This is a genomic window from Desulfovermiculus halophilus DSM 18834 (assembly GCF_000620765.1).
In the GTDB taxonomy this organism is placed as follows: domain Bacteria; phylum Desulfobacterota; class Desulfovibrionia; order Desulfovibrionales; family Desulfothermaceae; genus Desulfovermiculus; species Desulfovermiculus halophilus.
On record NZ_JIAK01000005.1, the window covers coordinates 83,150 to 101,838 of the forward strand.

The 18,689-nt window shown below is 59.2% G+C and carries 19 protein-coding genes; 13 read left to right on the top strand and 6 right to left on the bottom strand.

The genetic code is table 11. The features are described 5' to 3' along the window. Positions 1-6: 6 nt before the first annotated feature. The 4 genes from N902_RS0101735 (at position 7) to N902_RS0101750 (ending at position 2,980) form a co-directional block, all read left to right on the top strand. Complete coding sequence (locus N902_RS0101735; RefSeq protein WP_027369523.1) at positions 7-759, top strand: ABC transporter substrate-binding protein; 753 nt, start codon at positions 7-9, stop codon at positions 757-759. A gap of 67 nt (positions 760-826) precedes the next feature. Continuing rightward, on the top strand, positions 827-1,501 hold the full coding sequence (locus N902_RS0101740) for an amino acid ABC transporter permease (protein WP_027369524.1): 675 nt from the start codon (positions 827-829) through the stop codon (positions 1,499-1,501). 36 nt (positions 1,502-1,537) lie between these two features. Further along, positions 1,538-2,305 carry an amino acid ABC transporter ATP-binding protein gene (locus N902_RS0101745; RefSeq protein WP_027369525.1) on the top strand — a complete coding sequence of 256 codons (768 nt, stop codon included), beginning with the start codon at positions 1,538-1,540 and terminating at the stop codon, positions 2,303-2,305. A 3-nt stretch (positions 2,306-2,308) separates the two neighbouring features. Next, the gene (locus tag N902_RS0101750) at positions 2,309-2,980 is read left to right on the top strand and encodes an amino acid ABC transporter permease (protein WP_027369526.1); all 672 of its coding nucleotides are present in this window, start codon (positions 2,309-2,311) and stop codon (positions 2,978-2,980) included. A 7-nt stretch (positions 2,981-2,987) separates the two neighbouring features. Here N902_RS0101750 and N902_RS0101755 read toward each other — a convergent pair whose 3' ends face one another. Together N902_RS0101755 and N902_RS18505 are read right to left on the bottom strand one after the other, a co-directional pair. Continuing rightward, the gene (locus tag N902_RS0101755) at positions 2,988-3,422 is read right to left on the bottom strand and encodes a universal stress protein (protein ID WP_027369527.1); all 435 of its coding nucleotides are present in this window, start codon (positions 3,420-3,422) and stop codon (positions 2,988-2,990) included. A gap of 32 nt (positions 3,423-3,454) precedes the next feature. Then, positions 3,455-4,039, bottom strand: coding sequence for a TIGR04211 family SH3 domain-containing protein (locus N902_RS18505; protein ID WP_084287586.1), 585 nt, complete (start codon positions 4,037-4,039; stop codon positions 3,455-3,457). Between the two features lie 202 nt (positions 4,040-4,241). Between N902_RS18505 and N902_RS18510 the strand changes: the two genes are divergently transcribed. From N902_RS18510 to N902_RS0101775, 3 genes are all read left to right on the top strand, one after another. After that, entirely contained in the window at positions 4,242-5,114 is an 873-nt protein-coding gene (locus N902_RS18510) for a class I SAM-dependent methyltransferase (protein ID WP_051564097.1), read from the top strand. Further along, the gene (locus tag N902_RS15935) at positions 5,111-5,758 is read left to right on the top strand and encodes a class II aldolase/adducin family protein (protein WP_051564099.1); all 648 of its coding nucleotides are present in this window, start codon (positions 5,111-5,113) and stop codon (positions 5,756-5,758) included. The genes N902_RS18510 and N902_RS15935 overlap by 4 nt, the downstream gene beginning before the upstream one ends. A 310-nt stretch (positions 5,759-6,068) precedes the next feature. Next, the gene (locus N902_RS0101775) at positions 6,069-7,961 is read left to right on the top strand and encodes a bifunctional acetyl-CoA hydrolase/transferase family protein/GNAT family N-acetyltransferase (RefSeq protein ID WP_027369528.1); all 1,893 of its coding nucleotides are present in this window, start codon (positions 6,069-6,071) and stop codon (positions 7,959-7,961) included. Positions 7,962-8,010: 49 nt separating this feature from the next. On the opposite strand, the gene N902_RS0101780 is transcribed toward N902_RS0101775, so the two are convergent. The 4 genes from N902_RS0101780 to rplM all read right to left on the bottom strand — a co-directional run bounded on the left by N902_RS0101780 (position 8,011) and on the right by rplM (position 10,985). Next, on the bottom strand, positions 8,011-8,661 hold the full coding sequence (locus N902_RS0101780; RefSeq protein ID WP_027369529.1) for a YiaD family glycine zipper/OmpA-like lipoprotein: 651 nt from the start codon (positions 8,659-8,661) through the stop codon (positions 8,011-8,013). Positions 8,662-8,800: 139 nt separating this feature from the next. Further along, on the bottom strand, positions 8,801-10,063 hold the full coding sequence (locus N902_RS0101785; RefSeq protein ID WP_027369530.1) for a radical SAM family protein: 1,263 nt from the start codon (positions 10,061-10,063) through the stop codon (positions 8,801-8,803). A gap of 66 nt (positions 10,064-10,129) precedes the next feature. Then, the gene (rpsI, locus tag N902_RS0101790) at positions 10,130-10,522 is read right to left on the bottom strand and encodes a 30S ribosomal protein S9 (protein WP_027369531.1); all 393 of its coding nucleotides are present in this window, start codon (positions 10,520-10,522) and stop codon (positions 10,130-10,132) included. 22 nt (positions 10,523-10,544) lie between these two features. Then, the gene (rplM, locus tag N902_RS0101795; RefSeq protein ID WP_027369532.1) at positions 10,545-10,985 is read right to left on the bottom strand and encodes a 50S ribosomal protein L13; all 441 of its coding nucleotides are present in this window, start codon (positions 10,983-10,985) and stop codon (positions 10,545-10,547) included. Positions 10,986-11,189: 204 nt separating this feature from the next. On the opposite strand from rplM, the gene N902_RS0101800 reads away from it, so the two are divergent. The 6 genes from N902_RS0101800 to N902_RS0101825 all read left to right on the top strand — a co-directional run bounded on the left by N902_RS0101800 (position 11,190) and on the right by N902_RS0101825 (position 18,301). After that, entirely contained in the window at positions 11,190-12,431 is a 1,242-nt protein-coding gene (locus N902_RS0101800) for an HD domain-containing protein (protein WP_027369533.1), read from the top strand. 490 nt (positions 12,432-12,921) lie between these two features. Beyond that, entirely contained in the window at positions 12,922-13,380 is a 459-nt protein-coding gene (mraZ, locus tag N902_RS0101805) for a division/cell wall cluster transcriptional repressor MraZ (RefSeq protein ID WP_027369534.1), read from the top strand. A gap of 97 nt (positions 13,381-13,477) precedes the next feature. After that, on the top strand, positions 13,478-14,431 hold the full coding sequence (rsmH, locus tag N902_RS0101810; RefSeq protein WP_027369535.1) for a 16S rRNA (cytosine(1402)-N(4))-methyltransferase RsmH: 954 nt from the start codon (positions 13,478-13,480) through the stop codon (positions 14,429-14,431). A gap of 14 nt (positions 14,432-14,445) precedes the next feature. After that, positions 14,446-14,712 (top strand): hypothetical protein, encoded by a 267-nt coding sequence (locus N902_RS0101815; protein WP_027369536.1) that lies wholly within the window; start codon positions 14,446-14,448, stop codon positions 14,710-14,712. A 125-nt stretch (positions 14,713-14,837) separates the two neighbouring features. Beyond that, entirely contained in the window at positions 14,838-16,826 is a 1,989-nt protein-coding gene (locus tag N902_RS0101820; RefSeq protein ID WP_027369537.1) for a penicillin-binding transpeptidase domain-containing protein, read from the top strand. A 44-nt stretch (positions 16,827-16,870) separates the two neighbouring features. Further along, positions 16,871-18,301 carry a UDP-N-acetylmuramoyl-L-alanyl-D-glutamate--2,6-diaminopimelate ligase gene (locus tag N902_RS0101825; protein ID WP_027369538.1) on the top strand — a complete coding sequence of 477 codons (1,431 nt, stop codon included), beginning with the start codon at positions 16,871-16,873 and terminating at the stop codon, positions 18,299-18,301. Positions 18,302-18,689: the final 388 nt, after the last annotated feature.

The window sequence follows — 18,689 nt, forward strand, 5'->3', positions numbered from 1 at the left end:
TGCAGAATGCGGCGAATCTTCTGTATGTTTGTCATCGGTTTAGGCATTTTTCTGGCCGCAGGCCAGGCCAGCTGGGCGGCAGAGACCTATGTCAACGGGATCGACGCCAATTTCCCTCCCTTTTCCTTTGTCAATAAATCCGGGGAGCCGGACGGCTTCGATGTACGGGCTGTGGACTGGATAGCAAAGGAAATGGGCTTTGAGGTCACCCATCAGCCCATGGACTGGGACGGGATCATCCCCAATCTGCTGGCCGAAAAGATCGATTTTATCGCCTCGGGGATGAGCATTACCCCGGAACGGGAGATCAAAGTTGATTTCACCATTCCATACTGGACCATCACCCAGGTGTTTGTTGCCCAAGAAGGAGCAGGCATGACGGTGGAGGACGTCCTGCACGGGGAGAAGACCCTTGGCGTACAGCGGGGCACATCAGAGGCTGAATGGCTCAAGGAACAGGCAGAGAAAAAGGGCTGGGGCTTTACCCTGCGCTACTACGATTCGGCGCCCATGGCTGTGGCAGATGTGGTCAACGGCCGAATCGACGCGGCCGCCATGGACGACGCCCCGGCTGCGGATGCCGTCCGCAAGCGTCCGGTTGAGATCCTGGGGACCTTCGGCATGGAGCCTGAAGAGTTCGGCTACGCAGTGCGCGAAGAGGACGACCAGCTGCTGCAGACCTTGAATGAAGGCCTGCGCAGGCTGATGAACGATCCCTACTGGCAGGAACTGATCAACAAATACAACCCAGGCGAGTAACCCAGAGCCTCAAATCTAGGGGCGATCCGGATCTCCGGTTCGCCCCTTCCTCTGTTCAAGGACGATCATGTTCGAGACCCTGGTGGTGATTACAGACGCTTTGCCCTATATCCTGAAGGGGGCAGCGGTCACGGTGGGTATTGTGCTCGGAGCCATGGGCATTGGATTGGCTCTGGGCGTGCCCGTGGCTGTCGTCCAGGTCTATGCCCCCCGGGGGTGGCGACTGCTGGCCGGGCTGTATGTCTGGTTTTTTCGGGGCATCCCGGTCCTGGTTTTGCTCTTTTTGTTTTATTTTGGGCTGTTCTCCCTTATTGGCCTGAACATCAGCGCTTTTTTGGCCGCAGTCATCGTCTTGGGGCTGAGGGGAGTGGCCTATCAGTCCCAGATCTTTCGGGGGGCGATCCTTTCCCTGCCCCAGGGCCAGATGAAGGCTGCCCGGGCCTTGGGAATGAGCGATCTGCAAGCCATCAAAAGCATCATTCTGCCTCAGGCCCTCCGCCTGTCCATTCCTGGATGGTCCAATGAGTACTCCATAGTGCTCAAGGACTCGGCCATAGCCTTCGTCCTGGGCACATCGGAAATCATGTCCAGAACCCATTTCGTGGCTTCCAGGACCTATGAGCATCTGCCCCTGTACATAACGGCCGGGGCCGTATTCTTTGTCTTGACCACCATCGGCGTGCGGTGCCTGCGGAGGTTGGAACACAGGGTCAGCCTGCCCGGGTATTCTGCCCACAACTAACCCAAAACAGCATCAGCGGCCAAGGACGTTACGAACATGCCTGCTTCCAGTCTGCTCCGCGTCGAATCAATCAGCAAAACATTCGGGAACGATACCATCCTGGACCAGGTGAGCATGGAAATGCAAAAGGGCGATCTCAAGGTGCTCATCGGTCCTTCCGGGGGAGGGAAGAGCACCCTTTTGCAGTGCATCAACCTGCTCATTTTCCCGGATCAGGGACATATTGAGCTCAATGGACAGCGGATTTCCCCCCGGCGGACCAAAGACCTGCTGACCTATCGGCAGCAAATCGGAATGATATTTCAGGACTTTAATCTTTTCGATCACCTGACTGCCTTGGACAATGTTCGCATCGCCCTGCGCAAGGTCAAGAAGCTCAGCAAGGCCAAGGCCACTGTCCGGGCGGAAAGGGAGCTGGAGCGGGTTGGGCTGTCCGGCCAGGCCGGGCTCTATCCGGCGGAACTCTCAGGAGGGCAGAAGCAGCGGGTGTCCATCGCCAGGGCCCTGGCCATGGACCCAATCCTGCTTCTTCTGGACGAGCCGACCTCGGCTTTGGACCCGGAGCTGATCGGGGAGGTCCTGGCCGTGATCCGGGATCTGAGCCAGAGCGGGATGACCATGCTCATGGCCACGCATCAGATGGGTTTTGCCCGGACCCTGGCCCAGGAGATACTGTTCATGGAACGGGGGCGCATCATTGAGCAGGGTGCCCCGGCTCAGCTTTTACAACCAGGGCCGGGTGGAGAAAGCCGGACCCTGGACTTTTGCACCAAGCTGAGCGAGCTGTACGACGAGGTCCAATAATCCATGGATACCGCCTTTTATGTCCAGGATCTTCTTCCGGCGCTTAACCGCGGGCTTTGGGTTTCCCTGTCCCTGATCCTGCCTTCCGCCTGTATGGGTCTTCTGGTGGGGATCGGAATCGGAACGACCAGGGCTTTCGGTGGACCTATCTCCTCCCGGTTGGCCCGCGGATACGCCGCCCTCTTTCGGGGGACGCCCCTGGTCATCCAGCTGTTCGTGCTCTATTTCGGCCTGCCCAATGTGGGCATATACCTCAGCCCATATGTGGCTGCGGTCCTTGGGTTTACCCTGTGCAGCGGGGCCTATCATTCCGAGTACATCCGGGGCGGACTGCTGTCCATAAAGAAAGGGCAGGTGGCGGCGGCCCATGCCCTGGGATTCTCCTCCCTGAAGACCATGTGCCATGTGATCATTCCGCAAGCCCTGCGCCGGGCCCTGCCGGGATGCGGAAACGAGCTCATCTATCTGATCAAGTACTCTTCCCTGGCCTATATCATCACCTGCATTGAGCTGACCGGTGAAGGAAAGGTCCTGGCCTCCAAGACCTTCCGGTTCACGGAAGTCTTCCTGGTTGTCGGCCTCTATTACCTGCTCCTGGTCTCCCTGGCCACTCTGGGGCTGCACTGGCTGGAACGGCGGCTGTCGGTGCCTGGTTTCGGCCACCACCACGGCTGACCGGCATTTATTTGACCAGCATAACAGGGCACGGGGCGAGAATGCCGACCTTGTGGCTGATGGTCCCCCAGCCCTCGGTCGGGTTTTCCAGATCAATGCGATGGGAGTTGAGCAGGATCAAATCGACGCTTTGCTCTTGGGCAAAGGCAAGAATCTCGCCTACCCGCGATCCCAGAAGGACCTTGGTTTCGATGTTGGCCTGGGCGGCGCCGTATTCGGCACCCAGTTCACGCATCTTGTTCTCCGAGCGTCTGGTCAGCGTGGAGTAGAATCGCTCAAACTCCTCTGCGTCGTCATCAGCGATGGTTTCAATGACATGCAGGAGGGTTATCCGCTGATTAAGCTCGGAATTCTTTTCCAGAGACTGCATCTTGACTGCGATATCCAGGGCCTTTTTCGTATCCGGCGTGCAATCGGTTGGAACCAGGATATGTCCAAACATGTCAATCTCCTTTGCCTGTGTGGGCGTAGGGATCAAAAACGAACCTTTCGGGAGGCGGATGAGGATGCCCGGCTGCGGAAACGGCCGAAGATAAATCCGATCAGGGCGGAAAAGCCGATGACTCCAGCCCCGGCAAGGAACCAGCGCAGCTCATGGCCGGAACGCAGGGAATGCACTTTGGTCCGCAGGGCCTGATGATCGCCGCTCACATTGGACAACTGCTTCTTGGTCTCTTCAAGGGCTGAGCTCAGCTCTTTATTCTCTGAGCGCAGCTGTTGAACTGTTTTTTCAGCTTGGGCCTGGGACTCCTCCAGAGTGGTAATCTTGTCTTCCAGGATGGTGATCTGCCTTTTCTTGGGGACTTCCTGCATGACGTAGCGCTTGAGCACCCAGCCTGTGCGTCCGTCCTGGGTCCGCACCCGGTACCAGGATTGGGTCTGATCCAAGATGGTCAATGGACTGCCGGAGGGCAGCATCTTGACGATTTTGCGGGTTGCCCCGGGGCCGGAGCGAAGGGTAATTTCCAGGGAGTCTGTGACGTATACGGTCTGGGCCAGGGCCTGATGGAGAGGAACAAGCAGGATGGCCAGAATGCATACAATGGTCATGAATCGCATAATATCCTTCTTTGCGTGATCGGTTTGTATCCCTGTTCAGAGGCCGTCCAGGGGGGATCGGGCCTGTGGCCGGCCGCTGTCGCCCAGGGCTGGGGCACGAGCACTTCGCTTTTTCCTGCAAAGCATGATACCAAGAGCTGGGGGGAAACTCAATACCGGCCCCGCAGGAGACAGAGCCGCCAGGCAAGGAGCACAGAGCAGAATGGAGCCTTGGGATGAGGAGCCGTTTGCATTACACGGCCGGGGGACAGGCATGGAGCTGCCAGGGTCCCGGGTGCAGCTTACTGCCCCGGCAGAGGGACGCGGGCTGCGAAGGCTCTGGGCCCTGGCGGCTGAGCTTGATCTGGGCCCGGTCTCTTGTCCGGACAGCCAAGCCCTGAGCCTGGAAGTGACGGCAGGCGAGCTGAAGCTGAACGGACCTCTGCCCGGAGAAGGATCGGTGAGGACAAATCCTGTCCGCAGCGATCTCCCAGAGGTGGATGGAGCGGCTGCCCAGGGATCCCGGGGAATCCCCCTGCTGCGGGCCGTCCTGGGCCGGAACAAGGCAAAGGGCAGGGTTGTCCTGGATGTGACTGGGGGGTTGGGCCGGGATGCATGGCTTCTGGCCGGGAGTGGGTGTTCGGTTGTGGTCGTGGAACAGGTTGATGCGGTGTTTGCCCTGTTGCGGGACGGTGTGGCCAGGGCAGGGGTGAACGCCCAGACCACCGCCCGACGAATGCGGCTCATACACGCATCAGGAGAGGAGGTCATGGGCCGTATCCTTGGTTCGGTTTATCCCGGTTGCGGGCAGAATGTCCCCAGACCGCATGTGGTCTACATGGACCCATTTTTTCACTCCGAGCGAAAACGGAAAGGGACCAGCAAACGTTTTATGCAGGTCTTGCGCTATCTGGGCCGGGACGCCGAAAGCAATGCTGATGAGCTCTTGCGTCTCGGGTTGCAGACCGCGGGGGACCGGGTTGTGGTCAAGCGGCCCAGGATCTGTGCCCCGATGGAACCCGGGATCGGACAACGGCTCCACTGCATCCAGGGCCGGGGGTACCGGTTTGATATCTATCAGAGGAGTCGGTCATGAATATGCACCCCGGAGAGGTCCGTGGGGGCAGGGAAAGTCCGGCCGGGGCCCTTATCCGGGCAGGACGGGAGGCCTGGCTGAAGGGGCTGGTCAGCGGGATGAGCGGAAACTTGAGCCTGCACTGCAAAACGGAGATGCTGATCACCAGCTCCGGAGTGTGCAAGGGGCGACTGAAAGATGGGGACCTGGTCCGGGTGGACTTGCCGACGGGTGCGTCTGCAGGGTCCGGCCGCATGTCCTCCGAGGCCGGGATGCACATGAAGATATATGCCGTCTGCCCTGAGGCCAAAGCCATTGTCCATGTCCACCCACCCCACCTTCTGGCCCTGGATTTGGCTGGAGCGGACCTTTTGGATCTGGATCTGTTCGAAGCAGAGCAGGTCAGAGACAAACTGGCCCGGGTGGGGGCATATCCGCCGGGCAGCGGGGCCCTGGCCGATGCAGTGGCCTCGGCCGCACGGTCGGCACCGGCAGTATACATGGCCAGGCACGGGCTGACCTGCTGGGGGGAAAGCCTGGATCAGGCCCTGAGCTTGGCCGAGGAAGCGGAGGCCTTGGCCCAGGTCCAGCTTCTGGCCGGACTGGGATTGCAGAACACGCCGGGGCAGAGGCCTGCTTCTGATTCCCGTTCGGGTTCAGGATGATACAAACCCACATGCATGCCAAGGAGCAGGCACGCTTGCGCTAATGAAGCATACAAACGATTTCGATACCGATTGAAAGTGGTTACCCATTGTTGTGATTTCCTTTCCTCGGGTTCGTAATCGCTATCGGGATCGATATCCATTTGATTGCCCAATGAAATGAATGCTGACTCCCGGTCAGAGCCCAAAGGTCACGGCGGCGCAGGTGATCGATGCAGGGACAACCTGCGGGGAGCAGTTGTGCCCAATAGACTGACAAACCATCGGTCTTCACTCCAGGTTCTGGGGAAGGGCCCAAGGGAGCACGGGTATGAACAGACAGCCAGACCAGGAATGGGCCGGTCTGTGCGTTTCGGCCTCAAAGGCCCTGCAGCAGATCGATCCCGGGATGTGCATCTTTTTGAGCACCGGCCCGGCCGAACCGCGGACCTTGATTCAGGCCCTGATGGAAGAGGAAAGCGGCAAGCTCCAGGATTTGGAACTGTTGCAGCTGGTCAGCTTTGGAGATGCTATTTCCCTGGAAACCATCCGGAGTCAAAAGTTCAGGCTGAAGACCTTTTTCTCCGGGTGGGTGGCCAGCGAGGCCATAACCCAAGGCCAGGTGGACCTGATTCCAAGCCGGTTCTCCAGGGTCCCGGAGCTGATCCGTTCCGGCCGGCTGCCGATTGATGCCGCATTCGTCCAGGTCTCGACCCCGGACAGCTCCGGGTATTGCAGCTTGGGACTGGCTGTTGATGTGGCCAGGGAGGCCATGGATCAGGCCGAGGTGGTCATCGGAGAGATCAATCCGGACCTGCCGCGCACTTTTGGCGATACCTTTGTGCATCTTTCAGAGTTCACCCATTTGGTTCGTTCCCAGGCCGCCCCCTTTCTTTTCCCCCGCTGGCCGGAGGATGCAGTCCACGACCGGATTGGGGAGAATGTTGCCTCCATAATCGACAACGGGAGCTGTCTGGCATTTTCCCTGGGGCCGATATACGAGGCCGTGAGCCGTCATTTGCGGTCCAAGCGTCACCTTGGAATCCACACTCCGTTCTTCAGCGACGCCCTCATGGAACTGGTCCAGAGCGGGGCTGTGGACAATCGGAACAAGCGAATCTTCACCGGCAAATCGGTGACCTCGTTTGCCATAGGTTCAGCTGAGCTCCATGCCTGGCTGGATCGGAACCCCTTCGTCGACTTCCAGCCCATGGGCAAGGTCTTTGATCCAGTCTACATCGGACGCAATCCATCCTTTGTCACCATTCTCCCGGCCCGAAAAGTGGACCTTTCCGGGCGGATAGCCCTGCACAGCGGAAAGGGAAATGTGACTGCGGGGCCAGGGGAGGCCACGGACTTTGTGAATGGGGCCGAGCTTTCGGCCGGGGGGATGACGGTCATCGCCCTGCCCAGCCAGAACCTGGAGGCAGAGACCAATATCCGGCTCTCAGTTGAGCAGTACCCCAACCTGTTCAGCCTCAGGGAGGCAGTGGATGCTGTGGTTACGGAATACGGAGTGGCATGGCTCCGGGGGCGCTCTGTGCGGGAGCGGGCCATGAGCCTGATCGATATCGCCCACCCGGAGCACAGGATGGGATTGGTCAATGAGGCCAAGGAGGCCAGGATTTTGTATGCGGATCAAGTCTATCTGGAGTCCGCGGGAAAGGTATACCCCGAGGAAATCGTCACTCAGCACAGGTTCAAGGGCGATACCCTGATCCGTTTCCGGCCCATCAAGCCGTCGGATGAAGACGAGATGCGCCGGCTTTTCTATCGATTTTCGGACGAGGCTGTGTACTACCGGTACTTTACCCCGGTCAAGGCCATGCCTCACAGCCGGATGCAGGAGTATGTGAACATCGATTATCAAACCACCATGTCCGTGGTTGGAGTGGTCGGCCCCAAGGGAGAAGGGCATATCGTTGCCGAGGGGCGTTATGTCAAGTACCCGGACAGCGCCTGGGCCGATCTGGCCTTCCTGGTCGACGAGGAGTATCAGGGCCTGGGGGTGGCCACCTATCTCTTTCAACTCCTGGTCCGGGTGGCCAAGGACCGTTGTCTGCAGGGCTTTACAGCGGATGTCCTGGTAGGCAACAAGGGTATGCTCCGGGTCTTTGAAAAGGGGAGCTCAAAGGCAGAGGTGCATATGGAAGGCGGTGTGTATTCGGTCCGGATTCCCTTTGAGGGCAACCCGGTATGCTCTCTGGAGGAGCTGGGGGGCTAGGTGTGGGCATTCAGGGCAGCAGATGCTGTCCTGAATACCCGCAACGAACCTATCCTTTGCGGATGGGCTCAATAACCACTTCTACCCGGCGGTTGGCGGCAGCACTTGAGGATACGGGCTGGGTTTCCCCATAGCCCACGGCGGTTATCCGGATTTCCTGCACTCCCTGCTGCACCAAGGCCTTTTTCACCGCCTGGGCCCGGCGCTCGGACAGCCTCTGGTTGTACTCCTCCGGACCGGACTTGTCGGTATGCCCCTCCACCCTGATGGTGGTTTTGGGGTATTGCTTGAGTACTTCCGCTACCCGGCTGATTTCGGCCTGTCCACCAGGCTTGATGGTTGCCGAATCAAAATCAAACAGGACCTCGGAGCCGAATGTGGCCCGCAATACATCCCGGCTGCGATTGATGCTGGTGGCTTCGGACTGGGCCGCAACCCGGCGCAGGTCTTCTTCCTGCTGGTCCATATATCGTCCGATCTGGTTGCCGGCCAATCCTCCGACAGCCGCCCCGATACCTGCTCCAAGAAGCGTGCTTTCGGTATCCTGGCCGATAACCTGGCCCAGGATCGCACCAACGCCGGCACCGGTGGCCGCACCGACCCCCGTTCCTTTCTGCTGGTTGCTGGATGACGCGCACCCGGTCAAACCTGCCGTTGCCAAGCTCAGTACCATGCACATAACAATGAGTCTTTGTTGCATACCCCGTGTCCTCCTTGCAGTCATTTTTATCTCCAGTAACAATACATATCGTGTTCAAGTATATCTGCTGTTTGGGGCAAAGTCCATGCTCTGTGTCTTCGCCCGTCCAGTCGTACTGTGGGCAAGCGCATGGCGCGGGTCAGGTTGGCACGTAGGGGTTGAAGTATCCGGATTGTAAGCCGGGAAATTCCTTCCTCAGCCTGCGGAGGAGGTTGTCCAGACCCATGGCCGGAGAGTCGGTCCCGGGCATGGCCTGGATATACAATTCAGGATCCAGATTCAGGTTGCGCCATTGGATGCAATCGATTCCGGTACTGCGGATCAGCCCGGCCAGGGCCTGGTATTCGTCCTCGCTATCGCTGATTCCAGGGAAAAAGAGGAAGTTTAAAGAGACGTAGAGGCCGTGCTCCTTGGCGGCAAGTATGCAGTCGATCACCCGGTCGAAGGTATAGGAGCGCGGGCGGTGGTATGCACTGTAGGTCTCCGGCTGGGCACTGTTCAGGCTGACCCGGATGGAGGTCAGGCCGGCCCGGGCCAAGCCGGGCATGCATTCAGGCAGGCTGGCGTTGGTGTTGATATTGACCGTCCCCGGTCCATTGGCCTGCCTGAAGTCATAAACAGCCTGGGTGATGAGCTCATGTTCAGTCAGCGGCTCCCCCTCGCAGCCCTGGCCAAAGGAGAAGATGGGACGTTTTTCCTTCTCCGCGTGCCGGTGCATGATTTGAGTAAGCTCATTCGCACTGGGCCGGAAGGTGATCCGATTCTGGGTTGCGGGGAATCCGCTCTCCGGATCCTGGAGGGAGATGCATCCAATACAGGCCGCATTGCAGGCCTGGGATGTCGGCAGGGGGGCCTCGTAGCGGCCCAGGGCCAGGTTCTTGGCCGCGGGACATCCATAGGTCAAGGCGCAGGTCCCCAGATGGCGAACGAGGCGGTTGCCGGGGAAGGATGACTGGAGGGCGCTAACCCCCCGCTGTATGGCTTTGGAAGAAATGCGGGAAAAGTCCTGGCGCAGGTCGTTGTCGACCTTGCGCGCACACAGATAGAACTGATCGTTTGCAAAACCGACCGCCCCGTAGGCGAACAGGGGAAGGGTGCAGGCATTGTCCCGGGAATGGTAGGCGGCCACTGCGCTCAGGGTATATCCGGGGCAGACAAAGGCGGCCACAGCCAGCCCCTCGGTCTCCACGATCTGCCCGGTCTTTTCATCCCAGCCCAAGGCCTGTCTGTTGGGAAGGAGGAACAGATCGCTCCCAGCCGGAAGGGGGATGCACTCCTTGGGTTTGGGGGGCATGATGTCCCCGCCTTTTCGGCACAGCATGCGCAGAGAGGGGTGGTCGTATATCTGGCCCTGGCCGTCGGCGTAGACCAAGCTGGGGAGAAAGGGGGTGGCCTTAGGCATAAAATGCAAAGGCAGAACCGGATGTTTCGGTCCTGCCTTGAATGCGTGCTGGTGACCCGGGCACAATTACCGCTTGGAGTATTGGTACTTCTTTCGGGCTCCGGGCTGGCCGTATTTTTTCCGTTCCTTGACCCGGGAATCCCTGGTCAAAAAGCCCTTGGGCTTGAGAGCCTGGCGCAGGTCCTGATCGTAGTTTTCCAAGGCCCGGCTGATTCCGTGCCGAACCGCTTGGGCCTGGCCGGAAATGCCACCGCCGGTGACATTGATCCGGATATCGAAGGTGTCCGTCAAGTTGACCTGCTTCAGAGGCTGGTTGATAATCATGCGCAGGGTGGCCCGGGGAAAGTATTCTTCCACCGGCCGGCCATTGATTTCAATCTTGCCGCTCCCGGGATAGAGCCGGGTGCGGGCGACTGCATTCTTGCGTTTCCCAGTTCCGTAATAAAAATCTTGGCTCATGAGCAGACTCCGCAGTTCCGCTTTAGGACAGTTCTAAGTCAGTAGGCTGTTGGGCTTGATGGGGGTGGTCCCCTCCGGCATACACTTTGAGTTTCTTGAGCTGGGCCCGGCCCAAACGGCTTTTGGGCATCATGCCGCGGACCGCCTTGTAAATCGCCTGATCCGGCTTGCTCCGCAGGAGCTGTTTCAGAGAGGTCTCCTTGAGCCCTCCGGGGTATCCGGAGTGACGGTAGTACTTCTTGTCCTCCAGCTTGGTTCCGGTTACCCGGACTTTGTCGGCATTGATGACCACCACGAAAGCCCCGTTGTCCACATGGGGGGTAAAGTCGGGGCGATCCTTGCCCCGCAGCTTGGAGGCCACCTCAGAGGACAACCTGCCCAGGACCTTGTCTGCGGCATCGACGACGACCCATTCCCGGTGTACATCTTCTTTGCGGACACTATATGTCTTGAAGGTGTTCATAGACTGCTCCCTCGAAAATTTTGGAAAAGAGAAACTTACCCGGGCTCTGGATGAATGTCAAGTTCTGCTCGCTTAAATGGCCCAACTCCTGGCAGCGGGGCGCAGAATCGACATCCATCCCCTGGGCAAACGAGAGAAGAAAACCTAAAATGCGTCTTCTGTCAAGGGCGATGCGAAGAGGCAAGGAGAAACCAAGGGGGACCAATGATCCGCAAGAGTCTTTTGCAGCTGATATTTTCAGGTTCGTTCATGAAACGCTGGAACGACAAGCTGCGGCCTGTCGAGCTCTGGGAAGTGGATAAGCAGGCGCACAAGATGATTACCGCCTGGGCCCTGTACCAGGAGAATTGTGCCGGCGGCTTTGGGAGTCAAGATGAGCTGGAGCTGGGCCGGGAGGTGATTGAAGGAGGGATTTTCGAGTACCTGTACCGCTTGGTTATCACAGACATAAAGCCGCCGGTGTTCTACAGGATCAAGGCAAATCCAGAACACTACCGGCAGCTTACGCAATGGGTCCTCCAGCAGCTGCAGCCCAGGGTGCAGTCCCTTGGTCCGGAGTTTTGGGCCCGGCTGCAGGAGTACTTCACTATTCCGGAGCCCACGGGGCTGGCCCGGGATATCCTGGGAGCCGCTCATCTGTACGCCAGTCAATGGGAGTTTCATCTGATCCGGGGAATAAACCCATGGGATGAAGAGCTGGCGGAGATCGAGACCGCATTTGACCGGGGGTTGGCCGATTACGGCCATGTGCAGGGGGTGCCCCAGATGCTGGACCAAAAACGGAACTCCCTGGGGCTGTTTTTGCGCCAGTGCGGGCAGCTGCGGTTTCAGAAACGATGGTCCCAGACTCCGAGGATCCCTGAGACCTCTGTCCTGGGGCATATGTTCATTGTGGCCTGCTATGCGTATTTCTTCAGCCTGGTCAACGGATCGTGCCCCCGCATGGCCCAGAACAATTTTTTTGCCGGGCTGTTTCACGACCTGCCCGAGCTCTTGACCAGGGACATAATTTCCCCTGTCAAGCGCTCGGTGGCCGAGATCGGGGACTTGATCCGGGAATACGAGGAACATGAGGTTCAGCAGCGGGTGCTCAGCCTTCTGCAGCGCGGCGGCTATGGGCATGTGGCCGGGAGGCTGCATTATTTTCTGGGGCTGGCCTTTGGTTCGGAGTTCGTTCCCACAGTGAATGCCGGAGGAGAGGCCCGAAATGTGAGCAGAGAAGAGCTGATGGACACATGCAACAGGGATGATCAGGACCCCAAGGATGGTGAGCTGCTCAAGGTCTGTGACAGCCTGGCTGCATTCATCGAGGCCTATACCGCCATGCGCAACGGGATTACCACGGACCAGCTCAGTCAGGCTGTTTGGAGGATCCGCAAGGACTACAACCAGTTCGATCTGGGCAACGGCTTGCATATAGGCAGTCTGCTGGCTGATTTTGACTAGCGGCCCGCCTCCCGCATGCTTTTGCCGCACTTCGCCATGCGGGAGATGGATGTGGATCCCTTTTGGCGGGACCAAGAAAATGCGCGGGCCTGCCGCTCAAGGCACACAGAAGAGACGGCAAGCTCTGGTGCATGCAATTCCACTTCCTGTGTTCAAGAGCCTCAATCCTCATTGCCAGCGAAGCGAAGCAATCTTATTAATGAGCGCAAAAAGTTGTTTACTTTTTGCGCGCTGCACTGAAGCTACGCGGGAAATACATTCCGGCTTGCGTCATGCGCGAGTCCCACCATAGGCGGGACTACAAATGGGCGCGCAATGTGAAGAACATTTCGCACCCATTTGTAAATCCGGCGTGAACAGGCCAACAGCTCCTCGCCTCACCCTCCCTTGCGTCCCTGTCCTGAGCGCCTTCCAACCCAAATTGAGGCTTGACTTCCTTGATATGAGTTGAAATAGTGTGGGAAATAGTGGAAACTTGTGGGAGGCAAGTGTGAAGTTCTGGGGCCATTCCATCCGCAATATCGACAGCAAGGGGCGGCTGATGCTCCCACCCGACTTTCGGGATGTGATCCAGGATGGAGATGCCCCGGGACAGGTCATGCTTACCCGTTTTGATGCCTGTGTCTACGGATACGCCCAGCCGGACTGGGACCAGATAGTGGATAGCTTTCAGCATCTTAATCTGGCCCGACCCGACATGCGCAGGTTCCAGCGGTTCTTCCTGGGAGGAGCCATGCAGGTCCCCTTGGATAAGCAGGGGCGGATCCTTGTTCCCCCGCACTTGCGCAAATACGCGGCCCTGGATAAGGAAGTCGTCCTGGCCGGAAGCGGACGGCGGTTCGAGATATGGAATCTGGAGCGGTATGAGCGGGAAATGGACGATTTCGATTCCAGTGCAGACCAGATCATGACTGAATTGACCGAAAGCGGGTACGAGCTCAGGCTTTAGGGTGTGGGCCACCACATGAGGGCGACAAAGTACGTCTCCTTGTCTTGGTCAGAAAGATGCGGGGCGGTGGTTTCAGAGCTGCCCGCAAGGGAAATCAGTGAGCGAGGAACAGGTGTACTCCCATGTTCCGGTGATGGCCCGGGAGGTTGTTGACTGGATTGCCCCCGGTCCCGAGGGGCGGTACGTGGACGCGACCGTCGGGCTTGGCGGGCACACTCTGGCCCTGCTTCGGGCCGGAGCGGGCAGGGTCTTGGCCCTGGACCGGGACGCATCTGCGCTGACAGAGGCCCGCAGGACTCTGGAGCAGGCCAGCTGCCTGGCCCGGGCGGCGCTTTATCAGGCCAGATACAAGGACATTAAGCAGGTGTTGGATGCCTTGGGCTGGGACAAGGTCCAGGGCCTGGTTTTAGACGCCGGGGTTTCTTCCCTGCAACTCAACGACAGCAGTCGAGGTTTCAGCTTTGTCCATGACGGTCCTCTGGATATGCGCATGGACCGGGAAGAGGGATGGAGTGCCCGGGATGTGGTCAACTCCGCCCGGGAAGAGGAGTTGCGGAAAATCATCGCCGAATACGGACAGGAGCCGATGGCCGGGCGGATCGCCAGGCGGATCGTTCAGGAGCGGCAAAAGGGCCGGATTACAAGCACTGGCCGGTTGGCGGATATCGTCAGCATGGCATATCCCAGGCCTCGGAGGGCCAAGTCCAGGAATCATCCGGCGACGAAGACGTTTCAGGCTCTGCGCATTGCCGTCAACCGGGAGCTGGAAGACCTGCAGGCCGTTATGGACAGTATCCCGGATATCCTGGCTCCAGGAGGCAGGGCCGTGGTGATTACGTTTCATTCCCTGGAAGATGCAATCGTCAAGCATACATTCCGGCGCCAGGCCAAGGGGTGCGTATGTCCGATTGAGCAGCCGGTATGCACCTGCGAGCCGAGACCGCGGGTACGGGTACTGACCAAGAAGCCTCTGCTTCCCGCAGGGGAGGAGAGAGAGAGAAATCCCCGCAGCCGGAGCGCCAAGATGCGGGTGGCCGAAGCCCTGGGCTAGAGGAGGACACGAAGATGAAAAAGCGGATAATTGCCTGTTTCAGTCTGGGAATTTCTGCCCTGGGCCTGGGAGTATGTCTGGTCTGGCTCAATCTGCAGCTGGTGGACCTGTCCTACAGCATCAAGAAGATGCACGATGTCCTGGAGGGAGAACGAAAGCTGAAATCAAAGCTTGTGGTTGAGCATATGAACCTGATGTCCTCCTATCAGCTGCAGGAAAAAGCGGCTGACATGGGGCTGCGGCCGCCGGAGAGCGGACAGGTCCGGTCCATGCAGGACTAGTCCGCCGGGTGCAGATTTGCCGGCGGCGATCCAAAGCGAGGATTATGAGTATGGCGGCTCTGACCGGGACGACTCAAAGTTTTGATCGAATGCCCACCGCTTCTGACCAGGTGTAGAGAGAGCCTGTGGCTGGAAGACGACATACGAAAGGTACCCGCTCGGCCCCCCGGGACTGGTCCAGGGCCCGGATCATCATCCTGGGTGCCGTCCTGGTTGTGGCCTGGAGCGGGTTGTGGGCCCGGGGATTCTATCTGCAGCTTCTGCGTGGTCCGGCCCTGTCTGCACAGGCCAGCTCTCAGCATTGGGGACAGGAGTCCGTGGCTGGACAGCGGGGGGAGATCTTTGACCGCAACGGGGAACTGCTGGCCAAGAGTGTGCGGGTCAAGTCGGTTTTCGCCCGGCCGAGCAGAATACAGGATGTTCAAGAAACAGCCAGCAGGCTGGAGGAGATACTGGGGGGCAGGCGGAGCAGGTGGCTGACCAGATTGGAGTCCAAATCCTCATTCGTCTGGCTTCGGCGTCAGATCTCAGATCAGGCGGCGGCCGAGGTGGATGCATCCGGTCTGCCCGGGATATATTTAACCGAGGAGCAGCGCAGGTTCTACCCTCAGGGACATCTGGCCGGGCAGCTCCTGGGCTTTGTGGGAGTCGACAACCGGGGGCTGGAGGGACTGGAGCTGTCCTTTGATGCCCATCTCCAGGGTACAAAGCATACCTTTGTGGTCCAGCGGGACGCTGCGGGCAATGTCCTCTTTGCCCCGGGGCAGTTTCTCGGGGATTGGGCCGGGAAGGATCTCCGCCTGACCCTGGATTCCCAGATCCAGTATGCGGCGGAAGTGGCCTTGGATCGGGCCGTGTCAAAATACAATGCAAACTCGGGCATGTGTCTGGTGGCGGATGTGGACAGCGGGGAGGTGTTGGCCTGGGCCCAGGCGCCCTTGTTCAACCCCAATGCCTATCAGGTTTCCGATTCCAGGCTGTGGCGGAACCGTCTGGCCATGGATGAGTTCGAGCCGGGTTCCACCCTGAAGTCCATGCTCGTAGCGTCCGCGTTGCAGCACAATGTGGTCACGCCCCAGTCCATTTACTTTTGCGAAAACGGAAAATGGGCCTACAAAGGGCGGGTGGTCAACGATACCCATGAGTACGCCTGGCTGCCGGTTTCCCGGATTATCCGCTACTCCAGCAATATAGGGGCGGGAAAGATCGGTTTGGACCTGGGAAAGAAGCAGTACCATGCGACCTTGAAGGACCTTGGGCTGGGGACGCGGACCGGACTGCCCCTGCCGGCTGAGAATTCGGGGATTCTCAGGCGGCCGGAACGGTGGAATCAGGTCGATCTGGTCTCGGCCAGCTTTGGGCAGGGAGTGGCGGTGACCGGACTGCAATTGGCCCAGGCCTATCTGTGTGTGTGCGCCCACGGACAATGGCGGCCCCTGCGCCTGGTCGTATCCCCGCGGCAGGAACGCCCCCGGCCCAGGAAGATCTTTTCCACCACCACTGCCGACCAGGTATTGGACATGCTGCGTGACGTGGTCCAGGAAGACGGAACCGGCACCCAGGCCCGAATCAAGGGGTTTGAAGTGGGCGGAAAGACGGGAACGGCGCAAAAGGCCAGTGCCAAGGGCGGATACGGGAATACCTACGTCGCCTCCTTTGTCGGAATATTGCCGGCCTTGGATCCGGAATTCCTGATTGTGGCCGTCATTGACGAACCATCTCCTCAGCACTACGGGGGGGTGGTTGCCGCCCCCGCGGTCAAGGCAGTGAGCAAGGAGCTTTTGGTCTGGTCCGGGCTGCACGATACTGGCAACGCGCGCCTCCAGGCCGGCAGGACCCCGGAGCAGACAGCTCCAAACATCGAGTTTCAGGCCGACACAACGTCCTCTGGACCGAAGCTTGGGAACGGAGACAGGGTCCCGGATCTGTGCGGGGTGTCCCTGCGCCGGGCTGTGGAGTTTCTGGCCGGGCAGGGAATCATGCCCAAGATCAAGGGGGAAGGAGTGGTGGTCAGTAAACAGAGGCCGAAACCCCGGAGCGATATGGACCAGGCGAAAGCCCAGGACTGGACCCTGTGGCTGTCGGATGCAATCCCGACTGAGGAGCCGAGCTGATCATGGCATCGGATTGTGCTCAGCAGCCCGGAGCGGGAGGAGAGATGCCCGGATGGGAACAGCTTGTGGCCCATGTTCGGCACGGGGCAGAGGTGAGGACCCATTCCGGGCGGGTCCAAAGCGGGGATGTCTTTGTGGCTCTGCCGGGGACCCGCACGGATGGAGCAAGCTATATTCCGCATGCGGTGGAAAAGGGAGCAGCCTGGGTGGTCCACTCCAGGCAGATACGTTCCCAGTCCACCCCCGGGGTTTGCTTTCTGGCCCACCCTGATGTAAGCGCCGCCTTGGGCCGGCTGGCGAGGGTCAGATACGGCACAGATAAGCTCAGGCCTTTTTTGATCGGGATTACCGGGACCAACGGCAAGACCACGGTCAGCTATATGGTGGAACACCTGGTCCACAGGGCGGGAAAGTCCTGCGGGGTGCTGGGAACCATCAACTATCGATGGCAGGACGTTGAACGGGAGGCGAGCCTGACCACTCCCGGCTGTCTGGAGCTGCATGCCATGGTGGCTCAAATGGCCGAGGATGGAGTGGATGTGGCCTGTATGGAGGTCTCATCTCATGCCTTGGACCAGGAGCGCACGGCCGGATTGGAGTTTGACCTGACCGTGTTCACGAATTTAACCCAGGACCATCTGGACTACCATCAGGACATGGAGGCCTATTTTCAGAGCAAGTCCAAGCTGTTTTCCCCTTTCTCCTGTGCCTCGGTCCTCAACTTCGACAATCCCTGGGGACGGCGCCTGGCCGAGGTGGCCGCCGCGGGATGCGGATTTTCTTTGACCGGGGATCAGGTCCCCGGCTGGCCCTGTCTTCGGGGTCGGATACAGCATATGGACCGGACCGGACAAGTCCTGGAGATGGAGGATCCCAGGATCGGGACCTGGACCCTGCGTTCCGAGCTGGCGGGCAGGCACAATGCGTCGAATCTGCTGGCTGCCCAAGCCGTCGGCCTGGAGCTGGGTCTCGGAGCGGACCATCTGAAGGCCCTGGAAGATTTTTCCGGCCCTCCCGGGCGCCTGCAACGGATCGAGGGGCCAAGAGGGCAGCACGTGTTTGTGGATTATGCCCATACCCCGGATGCCCTGGTCAATGTCCTGTCCGCCCTGAAGGAGCTTGATTTTGATCGCTTGTTTGTGGTGTTCGGATGCGGCGGAGACCGGGATCCGGGCAAGCGTCCCTTGATGGGGGAGGCAGTGGCCAGATTTGCCGATGTGGCTGTGCTTACCTCGGACAATCCCCGGCATGAGGATCCTGAACAGATTATGCAGGCTGTGCTGCCCGGCTTGGCCGGGTGCCCGAGGGTTGTGAGCGAACCGGATCGGCGCAAGGCCATCCAGTGGGCCCTGAGGACCATTGGGCCCAGAGATGCTCTGCTCATCGCCGGGAAAGGGCACGAGTGCACACAGCAGATCGGGGACCGCAAGATCCCGTTTCGGGACGAGCAGGTGGTGGTGGAATACTGGACCTAACCCGCAGGAGGTGGCCGTGTTGGCTCCTGGACCCAAAGCATACAACAAATTTCAAAGCTCCACAGTCATGGTCCAAGCACCTCTATGGTCTGCACAGAAAGAAAGGTTCTTCGACCTAGTCTGTGGATTTTTTGAGTTTGCCATCTCTTCTGGCGCGCCCACTTTCGGCCCGGTATTTTCTAAGTCCTGCCAAAGGGGGATCTCTGCCCCCTCCAGGCACTCACATGATGGACATTGCCTTCAGATGGACTGAGCATATCATGCATGTGAGTGCCTGGTGGCGGGACCAAGAAAATGTGCGGGCCTGCCGCTTACGGCACACAGAAGAGACGGCTAAGTCTTATGTATGCAATGTCACTTTCTGTGTCGAAGGGCCGAAAGAAAACAT

Excerpts from the sequence above, each read along its gene's own strand:
- N902_RS0101735 (WP_027369523.1), top strand. The coding sequence starts at position 7 with ATGCGGCGAATCTTCTGTATGTTTGTCATCGGTTTAGGCATTTTTCTG.
- N902_RS0101740 (WP_027369524.1), top strand. The coding sequence starts at position 827 with ATGTTCGAGACCCTGGTGGTGATTACAGACGCTTTGCCCTATATCCTG.
- N902_RS0101745 (WP_027369525.1), top strand. The coding sequence starts at position 1,538 with ATGCCTGCTTCCAGTCTGCTCCGCGTCGAATCAATCAGCAAAACATTC.
- N902_RS0101750 (WP_027369526.1), top strand. The coding sequence starts at position 2,309 with ATGGATACCGCCTTTTATGTCCAGGATCTTCTTCCGGCGCTTAACCGC.
- N902_RS0101755 (WP_027369527.1), bottom strand. The coding sequence starts at position 3,422 with ATGTTTGGACATATCCTGGTTCCAACCGATTGCACGCCGGATACGAAA.
- N902_RS18505 (WP_084287586.1), bottom strand. The coding sequence starts at position 4,039 with ATGCGATTCATGACCATTGTATGCATTCTGGCCATCCTGCTTGTTCCT.
- N902_RS18510 (WP_051564097.1), top strand. The coding sequence starts at position 4,242 with ATGGAGCCTTGGGATGAGGAGCCGTTTGCATTACACGGCCGGGGGACA.
- N902_RS15935 (WP_051564099.1), top strand. The coding sequence starts at position 5,111 with ATGAATATGCACCCCGGAGAGGTCCGTGGGGGCAGGGAAAGTCCGGCC.
- N902_RS0101775 (WP_027369528.1), top strand. The coding sequence starts at position 6,069 with ATGAACAGACAGCCAGACCAGGAATGGGCCGGTCTGTGCGTTTCGGCC.
- N902_RS0101780 (WP_027369529.1), bottom strand. The coding sequence starts at position 8,661 with ATGCAACAAAGACTCATTGTTATGTGCATGGTACTGAGCTTGGCAACG.
- N902_RS0101785 (WP_027369530.1), bottom strand. The coding sequence starts at position 10,063 with ATGCCTAAGGCCACCCCCTTTCTCCCCAGCTTGGTCTACGCCGACGGC.
- rpsI (WP_027369531.1), bottom strand. The coding sequence starts at position 10,522 with ATGAGCCAAGATTTTTATTACGGAACTGGGAAACGCAAGAATGCAGTC.
- rplM (WP_027369532.1), bottom strand. The coding sequence starts at position 10,985 with ATGAACACCTTCAAGACATATAGTGTCCGCAAAGAAGATGTACACCGG.
- N902_RS0101800 (WP_027369533.1), top strand. The coding sequence starts at position 11,190 with ATGATCCGCAAGAGTCTTTTGCAGCTGATATTTTCAGGTTCGTTCATG.
- N902_RS0101815 (WP_027369536.1), top strand. The coding sequence starts at position 14,446 with ATGAAAAAGCGGATAATTGCCTGTTTCAGTCTGGGAATTTCTGCCCTG.
- N902_RS0101825 (WP_027369538.1), top strand. The coding sequence starts at position 16,871 with ATGCCCGGATGGGAACAGCTTGTGGCCCATGTTCGGCACGGGGCAGAG.